The organism is Rhodobium gokarnense, from assembly GCF_025961475.1.
In the GTDB taxonomy this organism is placed as follows: domain Bacteria; phylum Pseudomonadota; class Alphaproteobacteria; order Rhizobiales; family Rhodobiaceae; genus Rhodobium; species Rhodobium gokarnense.
This window is the reverse complement of the sequence record NZ_JAOQNS010000001.1, coordinates 506,313-525,283: the sequence shown is the minus strand read 5'-3', so window position 1 is coordinate 525,283 and position 18,971 is coordinate 506,313. Positions and strand designations below refer to the sequence as shown.

Here is an 18,971-nt window from a genome sequence, read left to right as displayed (position 1 = left end):
CCATTCCCCAAGCGCCTGCAGCCGCAATCGGCGCCCGGCGCCATCACACCGACGGTCCCGGCGCCTCCCGTGAGTCGGGCCTTGCCGCAACGCGATCGAGTGTTCATCACATGACCGACATCTCCAAGCATGACCAGATGGCGAACGCGATTCGCTTTCTCGCAATCGACGCCGTCGAAAAGGCGAACTCCGGCCATCCCGGCCTGCCGATGGGCGCGGCCGACATCGCGACCGTCCTGTTCACACGTTTCCTGAAGTTCGACCCGACCGATCCGCACTGGCCCGACCGCGACCGCTTCGTGCTGTCCGCCGGCCACGGCTCGATGCTGCTCTATGCGCTCCTGCACCTGCTCGGCTACGAGGATTTCCCGCTCGAGCAGCTCGAACAGTTCCGCCAGCTCGGCAGCCGTGCCGCCGGCCATCCGGAATTCGGCCACGGCGCCGGCATCGAGACCACCACCGGCCCGCTCGGCCAGGGCATCGCCACCGCGGTCGGCATGGCGCTCGCCGAGCGCCTCGCCAATGCCCGCTATGGCGACGACGTGGTTGACCACATGACCTATGTGCTCGCCTCCGACGGCGACCTCATGGAGGGCATCAGCCACGAGGCGATCTCGCTCGCCGGCCACCTGAAGCTCGCCAAGCTGGTGGTGCTCTACGACGACAACGGCATCTCCATCGACGGCCCGCTGTCGCTCGCCGAATCGGGTGACGCCGTCGCCCGCTTCGAGGCCGCCGGCTGGAACGCCACCCGCGTCGACGGCCACGCGCCGGAAGCCATCGCCGCAGCGATCGAGGCCGCCCGCGGCAGCGACCGTCCGACGATGATCGCCTGCCGCACCGAGATCGGCTTCGGCGCCCCGACCAAGGCCGGCACCTCCGGCGTCCACGGCTCCCCGCTCGGCGAGACCGAGGCGGCCGGTGCCCGCGAGAAGCTCGGCTGGACCGGCGGACCGTTCGAGGTCCCGGCCGACATCCGCGACGCCTGGCGCATCGCGGGCCTGCGCTCCGGCCAGGCACGCAAGGAGTGGGCAAAGCGCTTCGAGGCCCTCGACAACGAGACGAGGGCCGAGTTCGAGCGCCGCCTGCGCGGCGACCTGCCGGCCGGCCTCGGCGAGGCGATCAACGCGTTCAAGGCCAAATGCGTCGCCGAAAAGCCGAAGGTGGCGACCCGCAAGGCCTCCCAGAACACCCTCGACGTCATCAACGAAGTGGTGCCAGAGACGATCGGCGGCTCGGCCGACCTCACCGGCTCCAACAACACCCGCTCCGCCGACATGGCCGCGATCAGCGCCGAGGACTTCTCCGGCCGCTTCATCCATTACGGCATCCGCGAGCACGGCATGGCAGCCGCCATGAACGGCATCGCGCTGCATGGCGGGTTCATCCCCTATTCGGGCACCTTCCTGTGCTTTGCCGACTATTGCCGTCCGTCCATGCGCCTGTCGGCGCTGATGGGGCTCCGGGTCATCTACGTCATGACCCACGATTCCATCGGCCTTGGCGAGGACGGTCCGACGCACCAGCCGGTCGAGCACCTGGCGAGCCTCAGGGCCATGCCGCACATGCAGGTGTTCCGCCCGGCCGACATCGTGGAGACCGCCGAATGCTGGCAGGCGGCGCTGGAATCGAAGACCGCGCCGAGCACCCTCGCCCTCACCCGCCAGGGCCTGCCGACCCTGCGCGAAGAGGACGAGGAGACCAACCTGTCGGCCCGCGGCGCCTATGAGTTGCGCTCCTCCGACGAGGACGCCAGGGTCTCGATCTTCGCCTCCGGCTCGGAGGTCGAGATCGCCGTTGCCGCCAAGGAGGCCCTTGACGGGGCAGGCATTCCGACGCGCGTCGTTTCGGTACCCTGTTTTGAGCTTTTCGAGCAGCAGTCTGACGCCTATAAGTCTGAGGTGATCGGCTCTGCCGAGATCCGCGTCGCCGTGGAAGCCGCAATTCGCATGGGTTGGGACCGCTTCATCGGCGAAAACGGCATCTTCGTCGGCATGAGCGATTTCGGCGCCAGCGCGCCGGCCGAGCTGCTCTACGAGCATTTCGGCATTACTGCCGAGAATGTCGTTGCCCGTGTCCGCGAGCGCCTCGAAGCGGCACAGTGACGCAATAGCCCCTAACCGATATTTCCCATAGGGTTTTCCCGAGGGACATATTATCAATCTTGAATGTGACTACGCCTGGTTCGACACCGCGAAGGAGGGACTGTGAAATGGCTGTCAAGGTAGCAATCAACGGTTTTGGCCGCATCGGCCGCAATGTTCTGCGTGCGATCGTGGAAACCGGATGCAAGGACATCGAAGTCGTCGCCATCAACGACCTCGGTCCGGTGGAGACCAACGCGCATCTGCTGCGCTACGATTCGGTCCACGGCCGGTTCTCCGGCAAGGTGACCGTCGACGGCGACACCATCGACTGCGGCACCGGCCCGATCAAGGTCACCGCGATCCGCGACCCCAAGGAGCTGCCCTGGGGCGAGATGGGCGTCGACATCTGCTTTGAGTGCACCGGCATCTTCACCGCCAAGGAGAAGGCCTCCATGCACCTTGAGGCCGGCGCCAAGCGCGTCCTGGTCTCCGCGCCGGCATCCGGCGCTGACAAGACCATCGTCTACGGCGTCAACCACGACACGCTGACCGCCGACGACCTGGTCGTCTCCAACGGTTCGTGCACCACCAACTGCCTGGCGCCCCCGAGCTTCGTGCTGAACAAGCTGATCGGCATCGAAAAGGGCTTCATGACGACCATCCACGCCTATACGGGCGACCAGCCGACCCTCGACACCCTGCACAAGGACCTCTACCGGGCCCGCGCCGCGGCGATGTCGATGATCCCGACCTCGACCGGCGCCGCCAAGGCGATCGGCCTCGTCATTCCGGAGCTGAACGGCAAGCTGGACGGCGTCGCAATCCGCGTGCCGACCCCGAACGTGTCGGTCGTCGACCTGGTCTTCAACGCCGGCCGCGAGACCTCGGTCGACGAGATCAACGCCGCCATCCGCGAGGCCGCCGACGGCCCGCTGAAGGGCATCCTCGCCTATACCGACGAGAAGAACGTGTCGATGGACTTCAACCACGACCCGGCCTCCTCGACCTTCGCCACCGACCAGACCAAGGTCATGGACGGCAAGCTGGTCCGCATCCTGTCCTGGTACGACAACGAGTGGGGCTTCTCCAACCGGATGCTCGACACCGCCATCGAGATGGGCAAGTACCTCTAAATCCGCGACCGCCGGGCGGATCGGCCAGTGTCGATCCGCCGGGTCCGTTTCGAACCGTAACCGGCCGCGGCCCGGGATTGCTCCCGTCGCGGCCGTTTTCGTCTCCGTCAGTTCAGCCACGCCAGCGTGCGGCTTTTTCAGCGCCGCCGCGCTCACGGGAGGACCACGATGAGCAAGTTCAACACAATCGACGACCTTAACGTTGCAGGAATGCGCACCCTGGTGCGCGTCGACCTCAACGTGCCGATGAAGGACGGCAAGGTCACCGACGACACCCGCATCCGCGCCGTCGTCCCGACCATCAAGGAGCTTTCCGACAAGGGGGCAAAAGTCCTGCTCCTGGCCCATTTCGGCCGCCCGAAGGGCGAGAAGAAGCCGGAGATGTCGCTCGAGCCGGTCGCCGGCCCGCTGTCGGACGCCCTCGGCAAGCCGGTCACCTTCGTCACCGACTGCATCGGCGATACCGTTGCCGAGGCCGTCGCCAGGATGGCCGACGGCGACATCGCGCTCCTTGAGAACACCCGCTACTACAAGGGCGAGGAAAAGAACGAAGACGATTTCGTCGACGCGCTTGCCGCCAATGGCGACGTCTATGTCAACGACGCCTTTTCGGCCGCCCACCGCGCCCACGGCTCGACCGAGGGCCTGGCGCACAAGATGCCGGCCGCGGCCGGCCGCGCCATGCAGAAGGAACTGGACGCCCTTGAGGCCGCGCTCGGCTCGCCGAAGCGCCCGGTTGTCGCCGTCGTCGGCGGCGCCAAGGTCTCGACCAAGATCGACCTTCTGGAGAACCTCGTCTCCAAGGTCGACGGCCTGGTCATCGGCGGCGGCATGGCCAACACCTTCCTCGCCGCCAAGGGCGTCGATGTCGGCAAGTCGCTGTGCGAGCACGACCTCGCCGAGACCGCGCGGCGCATCATGATCGCCGCGGAAGCCGCCGGCTGCACCATCGTGCTGCCGGAGGACGCGGTGGTCGCCAAGGAATTCGCCGCCGGCGCCGCCAACGAGACCGTCGCGCTCGATGCCATCCCGTCCGACGCCATGATGCTCGACGTCGGCCCGGCCTCGATCAAAGCCGTCACCGCCAAGATCGACGAGGCCGCGACGCTGGTCTGGAACGGCCCGCTCGGCGCCTTCGAGATCCCGCCCTTCGACGCCGCCACCGTGGCCGCCGCGAAGCACGCCGCGAAGCGCACCAAGGCCGGCGATCTGCTCTCGGTCGCCGGCGGCGGCGACACCGTCGCGGCCCTGAAACACGCCGGCGTCAAGGACGACTTCACCTACGTATCGGCCGCCGGTGGCGCCTTCCTGGAATGGATGGAAGGCAAGCCCCTGCCGGGCGTCGAGGCCCTGCGCAAGTAGGCGCTGGAGCGATTTCGCACGGCGCGCCGGCGTTCGCCAATCGACGCCAACGGCGTCGCAAGCGCGAACGCGCGCCGGCGCCGTCGCGCCGAAAAGCCCACGTGGCGCTTGAAACTAAGAAAAGAATCGCCGGCGGTTTGCCCCGCCGGCGTTTTTGTCGGCGGGCGCTGCACCGCCCTCTCGACGCGGCCAGACGAACAAGATATCTCCGGCAAGATGATGGGGTCCCATTTTTTGCCGCCTTTTTGTGATCGGTGCCCCCAAGGTCCGGTAGCTGGCAAGGCCACCGGTCGACAGAAAACCGAGCCCGAGATGACAACGCCACGCCCCCGCCTCTTCCTGGTGACGCCGCGCGCCGTCCCGCTGAGTGCTTTCCTGCCGAAGCTAGAAGCGGCGCTGTCGGGTGGTGATGCCGCCTCGCTGCTGATCACCCCGGACATGGACGAGGAGGCCGGCTTCCAGAAGGTCGCCGAGGCCGCCGCGTCGCTCGCCCAGAAGAACGGCGTCGCCGCCATCGTCGCCAATGACAGCCGCGTCACCGGCCGTGCCGGCGCCGACGGCATCCATATCGACACCGGCATCGACGACCTCACCGATGCGCTCGAGCGCTTCCAGCCGAAGAACTTCGTCGGTGCCGGAAGCCTCTTCGACCGCCACACGGCGATGCTCGCGGCCGAACGGGGCGCCGACTACGTCTTTTTCGGCCGCATCGACCGAGAGGAAGCGCCGGGGCCGCATCCGGCCAACATCGCGCTCGGCGAGTGGTGGTCGAGCGTGTTCGAACCGCCCTGCGTGGTGATGGCCGGCGCCGACCTCGCCTCCCTCGACGTGGTGCTCGATGCCGGCGCCGATTTCGTGGCCTTGCGCGCCGCCGTCTGGGACCATCCCGGCGGCCCGGCCGAGGCGGTCCAGTTCGCCAACGCCCGCATCGACGCCTTCGGCGGAGACGCCCCATGACGCTGCGCCTGATCGCGGCGCTCGCCCTCCTTCTCGCCGCCCCCGTTACAGCGATTGCCCAGGCGCCGCAGCAGGATGCGGCCCCGCCGGCAGGCAAGTTCCTGCAGAACCCGGTCAGCGACTACCTGTCCGAACAGAAGGCCGGCCCGCAGGCTCCCGGTGCGGATGCCGGCGCGGCAACAGGCGACGGGGCCGACGAGACGGCAGCGGACGGCCCACCCGTCGACCTTGCCTACGGCGCCTACCAGCGCGGCCTCTTCCTGACCGCCCTTGCCTACGCCATTCCGCGCGCGGAAAACGGCGACAAGGCGGCCCAGACGCTGATGGGCGTCCTCTATGAAAACGGCAAGGGCACCAAGCAGAACCTGAAGGAGGCCGCGAGCTGGTACAGGATCGCGGCAGGGAATGGCGACCGCGAGGCCCAGTTCCGCCTCGGCACCATGTATCTGGAAGGCCAGGGCGTCGAAAAGGACCGCAAGCGCGCCATGGACCTTTTCGAACAGGCGGCAAAGGCAGGACAGCCCAACGCCATGTTCAACATCGGCATCGCCTATCTGGACGGCGAGGACCGGCCGCGCAACGTTCCCCGCGCCGCCGAGCTCTTCGCCAAGGCGGCGGACGCCGGCATCGCCGATGCCCAATACGCGATCGCCCAGATGCACATGTTCGGCGTCGGCCGGCCGATCGACCAGGAAAAGGCGACGGACTGGCTCGGCCGCGCCGCTCGCAACGGCTTCGTCGACGCCCAGGTCGAGTATGCGATCCGGCTCGCCAACGGCAAGGGCACGCCGCGCGACGACGTCGCCGCCATCGCCTGGTTCGAGCGCGCCGCACGGGCCGGCAACCCGGTCGCCATGAACCGCCTCGCCCACATGTACCTGCTCGGCCGCGGCGGCACCTATGATCCGGCCGAGCCGGCGAAATGGCACCTGATCGCCCGCCAGCTCGGCCTCTCCGACCTGCAGCTCGACGGCTTCTGGGAAACCCTGCCCAAGGAGGTTCAGGACCGCGCCAAGGATCTCGCCGCCAACTGGATCCTCGGCAAGTAGGCCTTTGGCGAGGCCCGCCCCGACGCTCTGAGACTTGAAACGGCGGCGCTTTTGTGGTGCAGAAAGCCCCGACGCATCAAGGGCCGACACCGGCCGACCGATCGGCGCGAAAGGCGCCGCTTCCCATCGGCGCCATTTGCGCCTTGCCACAGCCACGACCGGCCTTCGCCCCGCCGAAGAGCCCCCGCACCCGGAACCGACCGACATGAAGATCAACGGCAACGAAATCCGCCCCGGCAACGTGATCATGCACCAGGACACGCTCTGGGTCGCCGTCAAGACCCAGCACGTCAAGCCCGGCAAGGGCGGCGCCTTCGCCCAGGTGGAACTGAAGAACCTCCTCGACGGCCGCAAGCTCAACGAGCGTTTCCGCTCCGCCGACACCATCGAACGCGTCCGCCTGGAACAGAAGGACTTCCAGTTCCTCTATGCCGAGGGCGAGATGCTGGTGTTCATGGACACCGACACCTATGAGCAGATCGAGCTGCAGACCGACTTCGTCGGCGACCGCGCCGCCTTCCTGCAGGACGGCATGACCGTCACCCTGGAAATGCACGAGGGCCGGCCGATCGGCATCACCCTGCCCGGCCAGGTCACGCTCGAAGTCACCGAGGCCGACGCCGTCGTCAAGGGCCAGACCCAGTCCTCCTCCTACAAGCCGGCGGTGCTGGAAAACGGCGTCCGGGTCATGGTCCCGCCCTTCGTCTCGGCCGGCGAGAAAATCGTCGTCGACACCAACGAACTGGAATACGTCCGCCGCGCCGACTGACGCGGCGGCGACACCGCCAACGAAAAAAGAGATTGTATTATGGCGCGTTCAGCCCTCTTGAACGTCATGGTTCAGGCCGTCATGAAGGCCGGCCGCAGGCTCGCCCGCGATTTCGGCGAGGTGGAAAACCTCCAGGTCTCGCGGAAGGGACCGGCCGACTTCGTCTCCGCCGCCGACCGCAAGTCGGAGGAGATCCTCTTCAACGAGCTGCAGAAGGCGCGCCCCGGCTACGGCTTCCTGATGGAGGAGTCCGGCACGACCGAAGGCGACGGCGACAACCGCTGGATCGTCGATCCGCTGGACGGCACCACCAACTTCCTGCACGGCCTGCCGATCTTTTCCATCTCCGTCGCCCTGGAGCGCCAGGGAACGCTGGTCGCCGGCGTCATCTACAATCCGGTGAGCGACGAGCTCTACACGGCTGAGCGCGGCTCCGGCGCCTTCCTCAACGACCGCCGCCTCCGGGTCGCCACCCGCCACGACCTCGCCGACTGCATCATCGGCACCGGCATGCCCCGCTTCGGCTATGGCGACCATGGCAAGTTCCTGAAAGAGCTTGCCACGGTCATGGGCGAGACCGCGGGCGTGCGCCGCTGCGGCTCGGCCGCCCTCGACCTTGCCTGGACCGCCGCCGGCCGCTTCGACGGCTTCTGGGAGCGGGCCCTGTCGCCCTGGGACATCGCCGCGGGCATCGTTCTCCTCCGCGAGGCCGGCGGATTCGTCACCGACTTGGACGGCCGCGACCGCATGCTGGAGGCCGGCAACATCTGCGCCGGCAACGAGGACATCCACCGCCGCCTCATGGCGTTGCTGAAAAAGGCGAGCGGCTAATCCCTGGCGCCAGGGTTAAAAAACGGTTCCGATTAGCGGTTTTTGCTGCGGGTAAAACGCGCTATCACTGACCTCGTCCTTCCCGGGCCAGTGGAGCGAATATGGCAAAGGATCTCGATCCCTACCGGCTTTCCAGCCCCCAGGTCTTCCTGTGGCGGATGATCATCTTCCTGGTCATCTTCGCCTTCGTGGCGCTGATCCTCTACCGCCAGATCGTCACCGCGTTCATGAGCAATCCGGGCCTCAACGGCCTCATCCTCGGCGTCGGCCTGATCGGTATTTTCCTGACATTCCGGCAGGTTATCCGGCTCTTTCCGGAGGTCGCCTGGGTCAATTCGTTCCGCCTCGGCGAGCCCGGCATCGAGGTTCGCCGCCCGCCCGTGCTGCTCGCCCCGATGTCGACCCTGCTCGGCGACCGCATCGGCGAGATGGCGATCTCGACCCACACCATGCGCTCGATCCTCGATTCGATCGGCATGCGCCTCGACGAATCGCGCGACATCTCGCGCTACCTGACGGGCCTCCTCGTCTTCCTCGGCCTTCTCGGCACTTTCTGGGGCCTGTTGCAGACCGTCTCCTCGGTCGGCGCCACGATCAACTCGCTGGACGTCGCCTCCGGCGATTCCAACGTCATCTTCGAGGACCTGAAGGCCGGGCTCGAGGCGCCGCTGACCGGCATGGGAACGGCGTTCTCCTCGTCGCTGTTCGGTCTTGCCGGCTCCCTGGTGCTCGGCTTCCTCGACCTGCAGGCCGGCCAGGCCCAGAACCGCTTCTACAACGACCTTGAAGACTGGCTGTCGACGGTCACCGACCTGACGCCGGAGGAGATCGCCGAACAGCGCGGGCCCAGCGGGACGACGGCGGAAGACCTCCGGATCGCCATGGAACGCATGGCCAGATCAATGCAGGAGGGCGGCTCCAACCGCACCGCCTCCCACGCCATGGCCAATCTCGCCGAGGGCATCCAGGGCCTCGTCCAGCATTTGAGGTCGGAACAGAAGACCATGCAGGAATGGGCCAAGAACCAGGGCGACCAGCAGCAGCACATCCGCGAACTGCTGGAGACCCTCAACACGGCCTTCAAGAAGGCGAAGGACTGATCGATGGCGCTCGCCCGGACCAGACGGCGCGAGGCGCGGGCCGACTACTGGCCCGGTTTCGTCGATGCGATGGCGACGCTGCTGCTCGTCATCATCTTCATGCTGTCCGTGTTCATGCTGGCCCAGTTCTTCCTCAGCCAGGAGATCACCGGCCGCGACGCCGTGCTCAACCGGCTGAACGCGGAGATCGCCGCCCTGAAGGAAGCGCTGGCGCTGACATCGGCGGAAAACAACAGCCTGACCGAGACCCTTGCCGTCTTTGAATCCAACCTTTCCGACGCCGAAGAGGAGCAGGCGCGGCTGCAGGGCCTGCTCGACGCCCAGACCGGCGCGGCCGAGAGCGCCGGCGGCCAGCTTTCCAGCCTGCAGAACACGCTCGACGAGAAGGAGCGCATCAGCCAGCGGGCGCTGGCCCAGGTCGAACTCCTCAACCGCCAGATTGCGGCGCTGAGGAAACAGATCGCCGCGCTGGAATCCGCCCTCGATGCCTCCAAGGACAAGGACCGCGAGGCCCAGGCCAAGATCGCCGACCTCGGCAAGCGGCTCAATGTGGCGCTCGCCCAAAGGGTCCAGGAACTCGCCCGCTACCGCTCCGACTTCTTCGGCCGCCTGCGCGAGATCCTCTCCAAGCGCTCCGACATCCGCGTCGTCGGCGACCGCTTCGTGTTCCAGTCCGAAGTGCTGTTCTCCGCCGGCAACGACGCCGTCAATCCGGAAGGCGAGGAAGAGCTCGACAAGCTCGCCGAGGCGATCAACGAGCTCGGGGCCCAGATCCCGCCGGAGATCGACTGGGTGCTGCGCGTCGACGGCCACACCGACAAGCGGCCGATATCGTCGCCGCGCTTCCCGTCCAACTGGGAGCTGTCCGCCGCTCGCGCCATCTCGGTCGTCAAATACCTGATCTCCAAGGGCGTGCCGGCAAAACGCCTGGTCGCCGCCGGCTTCGGCGAGTTCCAGCCGCTGGAAGACGGCGAAACGGACGAGGCCTACGCCAAGAACCGCCGCATCGAGCTGAAGCTCACACAGAGATAGCCTTTTCCGACAGGAGCGCGCACCGATGATCAGATAGGACCTTTCGACCTCGTCAGCCCGCCTGCCCCGCAGGCCCCCTCCCGTCGAAGCGAAAAGGTTCGATCATGCCGTTTTTGAACAAGGACGCGCGCAACCCCGTCACCATGCCGGACGGAACGGTCCTGGAAGAGGTCGTCTACCTGAAGAACGCCATCGATATCCCGCAGATCGAGGCCGGCGACTACTCCTACTACAGCTCCTTCAATCGGCCGGAGAGCATCGCTTCCGCGATTGCTCCCTATCTGTTTCCCCACAGCCGGGAAAAGCTCATCATCGGCAAGTTCGCCCAGATCGCCCACGGCACGCAGTTCATCACCAGTTCGGCGAACCATCCGATGGGCGGCGTCACGGCCTATCCGTTCCGGCTGTTCAATCTGGACACCGTGCGCGACTACACCGAATTGCCGGTCAAGGACACGGTCGTCGGCAACGACGTCTGGTTCGGCCATGAGGCGATGGTGATGCCGGGGGTGACCATCGGCGACGGCGCCATCATCGCCGCACGCGCCGTCATCACCCGCGACGTCGCCCCCTACACCATCGTCGGCGGCAATCCGGCGGCCGTCATCCGCAAGCGCTTTTCCGACGAGGTGATCGCCGATCTCCTGGAAATCCGCTGGTGGGACTGGCCACTGGAGCTGATCGAGGAAAACCTGGAAGCCCTTGAGACCGCCGACATGGAGCGCCTGAAGGCCGTGCACCGGTCCCTTTGAACGCACCAAAACGTGACTCCCTTACGGGATTGCGGAATTTCGACAGATCGACAACCATGTGTTGGCGGGCCCACCCGCCCGTCAACGCGAAGGAGCGATCGCGAAAGGAGCAACCGCAAGGGACAGAAGACCCGTGTCCGCTGGCCGCGTCTTTCTCACCGGCTTTGCCGTCGCCGTCCTTGCCGGCGCGCTTTGTCTCCTTGCGGCCTATGCCGCCGGCATCGGCGGCGCACCGGCACCGCCCGGGGAGCGGGCCGCGACGCCGGTCGAGGTTCCGGTCCCCGATGCCGCGACCCTCGCCAAAGCCCTCGATGTCGCCGCTAATGCGCAGATTGCCGCCGCAGAACAGACCATCGGCGAGGAGCAGATCGTTGCCGAAAAAGAACTGGCGCGGCTGACCGAGCAGCTTGAGGGCATCACCGAAGACCTCGACACGATTTCCAAGCGCGTCATGCGCAGCTACCACGGCCAGACCCGCAGCAGCGGCAATCGCAGCTGGCGGACGCCGCCGCAACGGCCCCGGGTCTATGCCGGCAATTCCGAAATGCTCGCCCGGCGACGGCTCTACCGGAGCCGCGAACAGGCCCTTCAGGAAAAACGCGCCGCCTCCGAGGCAAAGATCGCGACGATGCGCGAGCAGCGCGAGCGCCTGGAGGCTGCGGAAGGCGAGCCGCTGCCGCAGCGCGTCGCCGCCATCGGCGACCGCGACGCCCTCATCGCCGATGCGGCAAAGCGGGCCGAGCGCCCGGCAAGGATCACGCTGGAGATTCTCTCCGAGATGTGGATTGGCGAGACCTATGACGCCCACCTGACGATCGGGAGGGGCGCGGAAGGCATTGCCGCCGGCGGAACCTTTCGCGCGGCAACGCCGGAGCCGGAGGCCTTGTCGGCCGACGTCGCCGCGGCCCCGGATGTGGGGGCGGCCCTTTCGGGAAGCGGCTTCGCCGTCGAGCCCGAGGCCGTTACCTGGGTGACCGTGCCGCTCGGCCGCTCCGACGTCATTTCCTGGAAGGTAACGCCCGGCGCCACAGGCGCCCGCACGCTGACCCTCACCGTCCGCCAGCGCATCGCTGTCGGCGAGGAGACGATCGAAATTCCCGTGGAGTCCTTCCCCCGCGCCATCACCGTCCATGTCGACCTCGTCACGCGGATCGGCACGACGCTCGGCGCGGTCGATGCGACCACCGGCAAGATGAAGTCCATCTACGAGGCGGTGATCGGCTTCGGCGGCGCTTTCACTGCCCTCGGCTTTATCGGCGGCCTCCTCTCCGGCTTTGCCGCCTGGATCCGCAAGAAGATCGTCGGCGCGCCGGAAAAAGACAGCCGAAAAACGAACGGCGGCCCGGAAAGGCCGCCGTTACAGGAAAGATCGGAAAACGAAACCGGGCGGCGCGCGGCCTCAGACGCTTTCCCAAAAAGTTGATAGACTTTTTGGATAAGAAATCGCGTCAAAACAAAGACCTAAAGCATGTTGCGTGTTTCAGAAAAAACGCAACATGCTTTAGGCGCGCCTATTCCGCCGCCTTGACGTCGCCATTGCCGTTCAGCGCCGCAGCGCCCGTCTCGAACTGCAGCTTGGCGAGCCGGGCATAGAGCCCGCCCTTTTCGACGAGGCTCTGGTGGTCGCCCTCTTCCACGATCACGCCCTTGTCGAGGACGAGGATGCGGTCGGCCTTCAGCACGGTCGCCAGCCGGTGGGCGATGACCAGCGTCGTGCGGTCCTGCATCAAGGTCTCAAGCGCTTCCTGCACCTGCACCTCGCTCTCCGCATCGAGCGCGGAGGTCGCCTCGTCGAGGAGCAGCACCGGCGCGTCGTTGAGGACGGCGCGGGCGATGGCGATACGCTGGCGCTGACCGCCGGACAGCGTCACACCGCGCTCGCCGACCAGCGTGTCGTAGCCGTTTTCCAGCGACAGCACGAACTCCTCGGCATGGGCGGCGCGGGCGGCGGCCTTGATCTCGTCGAGGCTCGCCTCGGGCCGACCGTAGCGGATGTTCTCCGCGATGCTCGCACCGAAGACGACCGTATCCTGGGGGACGAGCGCCATGCGCTTGCGCAACGCATCGAGGTCGACATGGCGCAGGTCGACGCCGTCGAGCCTGAGCGTGCCCGCGGTCGGGTCGTAAAAGCGCAGGATCAGGTGGAACAGCGTCGACTTGCCGGCGCCGGACGGGCCGACGAGGGCCACCGTCTCGCCCGGCTGGATGGTCGTCGTGATGCCGGAAAGGACGCCCGCCTGCGGCACGCCGGGATAGGCAAAGCTGACCGCCTCGAAGGAAACCTCGCCGCGCACCGGCTCCGGCAGGGGCTTGGGATCATCCGGCGTGCGGATGGCGCTGCGGGTGTTGAGGAGTTCCGACAAACGCTCCGCGGCGCCCGAGGCGAGCGCGATCTCGCCCCAGACCTGGCTGAGCTCGCCGAGCGAGGCCGCCGCGATCACCGAATAGAGCACGAACTGGCTGAGCGAGCCTCCGGTGAGCCGCCCGGCCAGAACGTCGGTCGCGCCGATCCAAAGAACGCACACGATGCTGGCAAAGACGATGAAGATGGCGATGGCGGTGAGAACCGCGCGCGCCTTGGTCGAGGCCCGTGCCGCCTGGAACGCGCGCTCCACGGCGGCGCTGAACCGGTTGGAGGCGAACTCCTCGTTGGTGAAGGCCTGCAGGGTGCGCACCGCGCCGATCGCCTCGGAGGCATAGGCTGACGCATCGGCCAGCGTGTCCTGGGCAAAGCGCGACTTGCGCCGCACCTGGCGCCCGAACACGATCATCGGCACGACGACGAAGGGAATGGCCAAAAGCACCATGCCGGAAAGCCGCGGGCTGGTGACCACCATCATGATCATGGCGCCGACGAAGAGGAGGAAATTGCGCAGCGCCTGCGACGCCGTGGCGCCGACGGTCGCCTTGATCTGGGTGGTGTCAGCCGTCAGCCGCGAGACCACCTCGCCCGACTTGGCGGTGTCGAAGAAGGCCGGCGACAGCCGCGTGATATGGGCAAAGACGGCCGCGCGCAGATCCGCCACCACCCGCTCGCCGAGCCAGGTCACGTAGTAGTAGCGGCAGGCGCTGGCGATCGCCAGGGCAGCCGCGACCACCACCAGCATCGCGAAATACTTGTCGATGAGGTTGGTCTCGGCGCCGGAAAAGCCGTGGTCGATCATCCGCCGGACGGCCAGCGGCACGATCAGCGTCGCCACGGTCGCGGCAAGCAGCGCCACCAGCGCGGCAAGCAGATGGCCGCGATAGCGCATCATGAACGGAATGAGGGTCGCCAGCGGGCGCAGCGAGCGGCTCTTGCGCCCGTTGTCGGTGTCCTGGCGGGCGGCGGAATGTCTTCTGCGTGCCAAAGCGTGTCCTCTTTTTCCGTTGGCTTAGCGTCTCAGGGCCTTGCTGACAATCCCATGAATATGATCGGATCCCTTGCTCGGGGCCGCACTCCCGGCAGGCCTTGCCCGAAACGCCGCGGTCCGACAATCCGCATAAGCACGTCCCGCCCCTTGTTTCACGGTCCCGCTTCGGCTATATCCAGCCTCGATTTCGCATCGGCTGCGGGCTATTCCGGTTCGCGGCCGTGCTTTTGTGCTTCAACGGCCCGCCGCGCGATACCCGGCACGAGGCCGCCGCGAGCGAGACGACCTGCTTTTTGACGAAAGGACCCGTCCGATGAAGAAGGACATCCACCCCGACTACCACACCGTGAAAGTGGTGATGACGGACGGCACCGAGTTCGAGACCCGCTCCTGCTGCGAGGGCAGCGAGCTGCGCCTCGACATCGATCCGACCACCCATCCGGCCTGGACCGGCGGTCAGCAGCACCTGATCGACCGCGGCGGCCGCCTGTCGCGCTTCAAGAACAAGTACAAGGGCTTCCTCGGCTAAGCCCTGCCGCCTCCGGTCTGTCCGGACGGACAAACAAAAACCCCGGTCGCCGCGCGGCCGGGGTTTTTCGTTGGTGCCGGGATTGGCCGCGGCTCAGTCGCCGGCCGGCCGGAACGCGTTGGCGAGCTGGCTGAGCTGGGCGGCGACGGGATTGCTGGTCGCCTCCTGGGGCGCAGCGGGCGTCTTCCGGTAGATCGCCGCATCGAGGATGCGGATGCGCTCCTGCAGGCGGACCGAGCGGGCGATCAGGTCCTTCAGCCGCATCGGCAGCATTTCCCACCCCGGGCCCGTGCAGGGCGAGGACAGGCTGTCGAGGCGCACCTTCGACTTTTCCTCGCCGGCCTGCTCGTGCGTCATCTCGCCCTCATTGACGGCCCGCTGCAGCAACAGCCAGGAGGCAAGCTGCATCAGCCGCGTCGTCAGGCGCATGGATTCGGTGGCGTAGGTGAGCGAGGAGGCGCGGTCGAGCGATTTCGATTCCTCGCGGCCCTCGCTGTCCAGATAGGCAGCAGATTCCTCTACCAGCGCCATGCCCTCGCGGAACAGCGAAAGGAAATTCTCCGAGTTCGCCAGTCGCTCCGCGAACGGGACCGGTTCGGCATAGCCGGGGTCATTCGTCGAATTCTTGTCTTTCATGGCACTCGCTACCCTTAACTCGTTCGGCAAACGGCACATCGTGCCGCCATCGACCGCGTGTCCCGGACCGGGACGATCACACCCCAACGAGCAACGACCGTGCCAGACCGCCATCCTTACCCAACCGGCGATACTATACCGATCAAAAAAGGTAAAAAAAGAGCCGCTCGCGGCGGCTCTCAGGAAGTTAACAGGGAGGCGTCAAACAGAGTGGACAGGAGCCACTCGCAATCCAGATGACTGGACATACTTAGTAAACACCGAGAAAGCTTAATAGGTGGTTAATAGACCGGAAAAACCCCAACCAAGCTTAAAGACAATATTAAATTATAGAGCCGTCTCCACAACCCGAAACCCGGTAAATACACATAGAAAACATCGGATAAACGGGGAAAACGCATGTTTTCAAGTATTAAATACGTATCAATTGGTTCCGGAAAAACACCAGTCGTATCTTTCCTGAAAAATTATCGCAGATCATGGTCGCGCGGACAGCAAAAACCGAATCAGTCCCGAATCGGCACAGCGATCGTCCCGGCGCTTGCGGCCGAACGAAGTCCCGGCGGCAACGTTGCTTCAGCTCTTGAAGACGCTGTCAGCCGCCGACCGGGTCGCCTCGCGGGCAAGGATGGCATCTTTCAGGCGCCCGATTTCCGCTTCCAGCTCGCCGATCCGCTCGGTCAGCTCGGCCACCGACAGCGTCGAGATGTCCTCGCCGACCCGGTGGCCGGCCCTCGGCGCCTTCGCCGGGCCCTCGTCGTCGAAAAACATGGCGTGCCTCCTTGCCGGATGTCCTGTCCCAAAATAGGCCCGATGGCACGCTTTGTCAGCGTCGGCGATCGACCGCAGGCGAGACAGCGGCGCGCGCCTGCGTTGTCACGCCCGGGGCGAAAGGATACATCGAAGGAAATCGACCCGAACGCCGGAGGATGCCCGCCCATGACCGACACGATCCCCGAGACCATGACCGCCATCGTTATCGACACCCCCGGCGGGCCCGAGGCGCTGGTCCCCGGGCAGCGGCAGGTGCCGCATGCCTATGAGCACGAGATCCTCGTCAAGGTGTCCGCCGCCGGCATCAACCGGCCGGACGTGCTGCAGCGCCAGGGCCTCTATCCGCCTCCGAAGGGTGCCTCCGACATTCCGGGCCTGGAGATCGCCGGCACCGTCGCCGCGGTCGGCCGCAACGTCACGCGCTGGAAGGTCGGCGACGAAGTGACGGCGCTGGTGCCGGGCGGCGGCTATGCGGAATATTGCGCCGTCAACGAGGCGACCGCGCTGCCCGTCCCCGACGGCCTTTCCATGGTCGAGGCCGCCGCCCTGCCGGAGACCTTTTTCACCGTCTGGTCCAACGTCTTCGACCGTGGCCGGCTCACCGAGGGCGAGGTGTTCCTCGTCCATGGCGGCACCTCCGGCATCGGCACCACGGCGATCCAGATGGCAAAGGCGTTTGGCGCCAGGGTGATCGCCACCGCCGGCTCCGACGACAAATGCGCCGCCTGCAAAAAGCTCGGCGCCGACGAGGCAATCAACTACCAGACCACTGACTATGTGGAGGCCGTCAAGGCAGCCACCGACGGCCACGGCGCCGACGTCATCCTCGACATGGTCGGCGGCGACTATATCGAGCGCAACTACAAGGCCGCCGCCGTCGAAGGCCGTATCGTCCAGATCGCCTTCCTCAACGGTCCGACCGCCGACGTCGATTTCCGCCGGCTGATGATGAAGCGGCTGACCCATACCGGATCGACGCTGCGCGCCCGCGAGGTACCGTTCAAGGCGGCGATCGCCAAGGCCCTTGAGGAAAAGGTCTGGCCGCTGATCGCCAGCGGCGCGATCAGGCCGGTGATGGATTCCACCTTCGATCTGAAGGACGCCGCAAAGGCCCATGAGCGCATGGAGTCGAGTGGCCATATCGGCAAGATCGTGCTGACCACCGCAAGCTGACATCGGCGTCTGAGGCTCGTTTACGCTCCGTTAACCGCAATCGCCTCGCGCCGCCGCAAAGGGCGGCCGGGGCCGCACCGTTTCAGCAAAAATAAAGAGCTGCCGGCGACACTCGCCCCCAACAGATCCGCGCCGGCGGCGCGCGGATATCGGGGAACGGAGCCAGGCGTCTTGCAGCGCTCGATCGTATCGCCAGAGATTGCCGGAACGGCGGCACCGGAGCGCAAGGCGCGACCGGCGGCGGCGGAGCTTGCGGCCGGCAGCGGCCTGCGCATCGATGCCTTCGAGACGATCGAGGCGGCGGCGCGGCCCTGGCAGGCCCTGGAGCGGAACGCTGGCGCCGGCCTGTTCCAGTCCCATGCCTGGGCGCGGGCCTGGGCGGCAACGGCCGGTCCTGCCCATGGCGAGGACATCGAAGTCTTCGTCGGCTATCTCGACGGCGTGCCGGTCCTCCTCAACACCTTTGCGATCAAGCGAGACGGTCTCTCGCGCATCGCCTTTCCCATCGGCGGCATCCATGCGGCCGAGTGCGGCGGGCTCTATGCCCCGGAGCTGCTATCGCGACCGGACGGCGCGCGGCTGATCGCGGATGCCCGGCGCGTCATCGCCGGGCGCCTTTCCGCCGGGGTCATCCTGGAGCCCTGCCTCGGCGAGGCCGCGCTGATGGCCGAGACGACGATCGCCCGGCGCGGGCTCGCCTTTGCCGGCTCGCTGCCCGACCCGGTCCAGCTCTGTCACCTGGCGCCTTGGGAGGTGTTCGATCCCGCGCACCGCAAGTCCCGCCACCGGGCCGAGGACCGCCGCAGCGCCGCACGGCTTTCCCGTATCGCGCCGGTGCGCTTCGAGGTGACGACTGACCCGGCCGCATGTGCTGCCGCCCTCGGCGATCTCCTGCGCCAGAAATCCCTCCAGTTCCGCGCCGCCGGCATCCCCGACCGCTACGGCGACCCGGCGGTCGTCGCCTTCTTCGAGCGGCTGGCGACCGTGGGCGCCGGCACCGAGCCCATCCTCGGCACGCTCCATGTCGGCGAGCGGGTCGCCGCGACCATCTTCAGCGTCGGCTTCGGGGAGACGGTGTTCGGCCTCGTCACGGCGATCAGCGACGATGCCGAGCTGCGCCGCGGTGCCCCCGGCTTCGTTGCCTTCGAAAAATACCTGCAGGCGCTGTGCGAGGGCGGCCGTTACCGCACCGTCGATTTCGGCGTCGGCGACAACGGCCTGAAGGAGCGCTGGTGCGACGACGCCCGCCCCCTCTCCTACCGCTACGAGATCATCGGCCCGTCCGGCATCACTGCCGGCCTTGGCGCCGCCGCCACCGAGATCGCCAAGCGCACCGTCAAGGCGAATCCGCGGCTTGCCGGCTTCTACCGCCGCCTGCGCCGCCACGTGGCCGAACGGCGGACATCGCCCCGGACCTGACCCGGCCCGGCGCCG

Annotated in this window: 17 protein-coding genes; 14 read left to right on the top strand and 3 right to left on the bottom strand. The window is 66.7% G+C overall.

Annotated features, from left to right (window positions below; genetic code table 11):
• The first annotated feature begins 110 nt into the window (after nucleotides 1-110).
• The 11 genes from tkt (at nucleotide 111) to M2319_RS02395 (ending at nucleotide 12,495) form a co-directional block, all read left to right on the top strand.
• Entirely contained in the window at nucleotides 111-2,105 is a 1,995-nt protein-coding gene (tkt, locus tag M2319_RS02445; protein WP_264599837.1) for a transketolase, read from the top strand.
• A gap of 107 nt (nucleotides 2,106-2,212) precedes the next feature.
• Complete coding sequence (gene gap / locus M2319_RS02440; protein WP_264599836.1) at nucleotides 2,213-3,220, top strand: type I glyceraldehyde-3-phosphate dehydrogenase; 1,008 nt, start codon at nucleotides 2,213-2,215, stop codon at nucleotides 3,218-3,220.
• A gap of 168 nt (nucleotides 3,221-3,388) precedes the next feature.
• Nucleotides 3,389-4,582 carry a phosphoglycerate kinase gene (locus M2319_RS02435; RefSeq protein ID WP_264599835.1) on the top strand — a complete coding sequence of 398 codons (1,194 nt, stop codon included), beginning with the start codon at nucleotides 3,389-3,391 and terminating at the stop codon, nucleotides 4,580-4,582.
• 312 nt (nucleotides 4,583-4,894) lie between these two features.
• Nucleotides 4,895-5,539 (top strand): thiamine phosphate synthase, encoded by a 645-nt coding sequence (locus M2319_RS02430; RefSeq protein WP_264599834.1) that lies wholly within the window; start codon nucleotides 4,895-4,897, stop codon nucleotides 5,537-5,539.
• Entirely contained in the window at nucleotides 5,536-6,588 is a 1,053-nt protein-coding gene (locus tag M2319_RS02425; RefSeq protein ID WP_264599833.1) for a tetratricopeptide repeat protein, read from the top strand. Before M2319_RS02430 ends, M2319_RS02425 begins: the two co-directional genes overlap by 4 nt.
• Before the next feature lie 205 nt (nucleotides 6,589-6,793).
• A complete protein-coding gene (gene efp, locus M2319_RS02420; RefSeq protein WP_264599832.1) occupies nucleotides 6,794-7,357 on the top strand; it encodes an elongation factor P in 564 nt (187 codons plus the stop codon).
• 39 nt (nucleotides 7,358-7,396) lie between these two features.
• Nucleotides 7,397-8,188 (top strand): inositol monophosphatase family protein, encoded by a 792-nt coding sequence (locus M2319_RS02415; RefSeq protein WP_264599831.1) that lies wholly within the window; start codon nucleotides 7,397-7,399, stop codon nucleotides 8,186-8,188.
• Between the two features lie 101 nt (nucleotides 8,189-8,289).
• A complete protein-coding gene (locus M2319_RS02410) occupies nucleotides 8,290-9,288 on the top strand; it encodes a flagellar motor protein MotA (RefSeq protein WP_264599830.1) in 999 nt (332 codons plus the stop codon).
• Between the two features lie 3 nt (nucleotides 9,289-9,291).
• Nucleotides 9,292-10,320, top strand: coding sequence for a peptidoglycan -binding protein (locus M2319_RS02405; RefSeq protein WP_264599829.1), 1,029 nt, complete (start codon nucleotides 9,292-9,294; stop codon nucleotides 10,318-10,320).
• Between the two features lie 104 nt (nucleotides 10,321-10,424).
• Entirely contained in the window at nucleotides 10,425-11,072 is a 648-nt protein-coding gene (locus M2319_RS02400; protein ID WP_264599828.1) for a CatB-related O-acetyltransferase, read from the top strand.
• Between the two features lie 133 nt (nucleotides 11,073-11,205).
• Nucleotides 11,206-12,495 (top strand): hypothetical protein, encoded by a 1,290-nt coding sequence (locus tag M2319_RS02395; protein WP_264599827.1) that lies wholly within the window; start codon nucleotides 11,206-11,208, stop codon nucleotides 12,493-12,495.
• Nucleotides 12,496-12,583: 88 nt separating this feature from the next.
• On the opposite strand, the gene M2319_RS02390 is transcribed toward M2319_RS02395, so the two are convergent.
• Nucleotides 12,584-14,422 carry an ABC transporter transmembrane domain-containing protein gene (locus M2319_RS02390; RefSeq protein WP_264599826.1) on the bottom strand — a complete coding sequence of 613 codons (1,839 nt, stop codon included), beginning with the start codon at nucleotides 14,420-14,422 and terminating at the stop codon, nucleotides 12,584-12,586.
• Nucleotides 14,423-14,738: 316 nt separating this feature from the next.
• Here M2319_RS02390 and rpmE point away from each other — a divergent pair, with 316 nt between their 5' ends.
• The gene (rpmE, locus tag M2319_RS02385) at nucleotides 14,739-14,954 is read left to right on the top strand and encodes a 50S ribosomal protein L31 (protein WP_264599825.1); all 216 of its coding nucleotides are present in this window, start codon (nucleotides 14,739-14,741) and stop codon (nucleotides 14,952-14,954) included.
• A 93-nt stretch (nucleotides 14,955-15,047) separates the two neighbouring features.
• Here the strand turns inward: rpmE and rcdA are convergent, their stop codons facing one another.
• Together rcdA and M2319_RS02375 are read right to left on the bottom strand one after the other, a co-directional pair.
• Complete coding sequence (rcdA, locus tag M2319_RS02380; RefSeq protein ID WP_264599824.1) at nucleotides 15,048-15,590, bottom strand: protease adaptor protein RcdA; 543 nt, start codon at nucleotides 15,588-15,590, stop codon at nucleotides 15,048-15,050.
• Nucleotides 15,591-16,166: 576 nt separating this feature from the next.
• A complete protein-coding gene (locus M2319_RS02375) occupies nucleotides 16,167-16,361 on the bottom strand; it encodes a DUF1192 domain-containing protein (RefSeq protein WP_264599823.1) in 195 nt (64 codons plus the stop codon).
• Nucleotides 16,362-16,529: 168 nt separating this feature from the next.
• Here M2319_RS02375 and M2319_RS02370 point away from each other — a divergent pair, with 168 nt between their 5' ends.
• On the top strand, nucleotides 16,530-17,537 hold the full coding sequence (locus tag M2319_RS02370) for an NAD(P)H-quinone oxidoreductase (RefSeq protein WP_264599822.1): 1,008 nt from the start codon (nucleotides 16,530-16,532) through the stop codon (nucleotides 17,535-17,537).
• A gap of 171 nt (nucleotides 17,538-17,708) precedes the next feature.
• Nucleotides 17,709-18,956, top strand: a complete 1,248-nt coding sequence (locus M2319_RS02365) for a GNAT family N-acetyltransferase (RefSeq protein WP_264599821.1) — start codon at nucleotides 17,709-17,711, stop codon at nucleotides 18,954-18,956.
• The last annotated feature ends 15 nt before the right edge of the window (nucleotides 18,957-18,971 follow it).

Bases quoted from the DNA above. Each gene is read 5' to 3' on its own strand.
- rcdA (WP_264599824.1), bottom strand. From the start codon at position 15,590: ATGAAAGACAAGAATTCGACGAATGACCCCGGCTATGCCGAACCGGTC.
- rpmE (WP_264599825.1), top strand. From the start codon at position 14,739: ATGAAGAAGGACATCCACCCCGACTACCACACCGTGAAAGTGGTGATG.
- M2319_RS02435 (WP_264599835.1), top strand. From the start codon at position 3,389: ATGAGCAAGTTCAACACAATCGACGACCTTAACGTTGCAGGAATGCGC.
- M2319_RS02375 (WP_264599823.1), bottom strand. From the start codon at position 16,361: ATGTTTTTCGACGACGAGGGCCCGGCGAAGGCGCCGAGGGCCGGCCAC.
- M2319_RS02415 (WP_264599831.1), top strand. From the start codon at position 7,397: ATGGCGCGTTCAGCCCTCTTGAACGTCATGGTTCAGGCCGTCATGAAG.
- M2319_RS02425 (WP_264599833.1), top strand. From the start codon at position 5,536: ATGACGCTGCGCCTGATCGCGGCGCTCGCCCTCCTTCTCGCCGCCCCC.
- M2319_RS02410 (WP_264599830.1), top strand. From the start codon at position 8,290: ATGGCAAAGGATCTCGATCCCTACCGGCTTTCCAGCCCCCAGGTCTTC.
- M2319_RS02405 (WP_264599829.1), top strand. From the start codon at position 9,292: ATGGCGCTCGCCCGGACCAGACGGCGCGAGGCGCGGGCCGACTACTGG.
- gap (WP_264599836.1), top strand. From the start codon at position 2,213: ATGGCTGTCAAGGTAGCAATCAACGGTTTTGGCCGCATCGGCCGCAAT.
- tkt (WP_264599837.1), top strand. From the start codon at position 111: ATGACCGACATCTCCAAGCATGACCAGATGGCGAACGCGATTCGCTTT.
- M2319_RS02370 (WP_264599822.1), top strand. From the start codon at position 16,530: ATGACCGACACGATCCCCGAGACCATGACCGCCATCGTTATCGACACC.
- M2319_RS02400 (WP_264599828.1), top strand. From the start codon at position 10,425: ATGCCGTTTTTGAACAAGGACGCGCGCAACCCCGTCACCATGCCGGAC.
- M2319_RS02430 (WP_264599834.1), top strand. From the start codon at position 4,895: ATGACAACGCCACGCCCCCGCCTCTTCCTGGTGACGCCGCGCGCCGTC.
- efp (WP_264599832.1), top strand. From the start codon at position 6,794: ATGAAGATCAACGGCAACGAAATCCGCCCCGGCAACGTGATCATGCAC.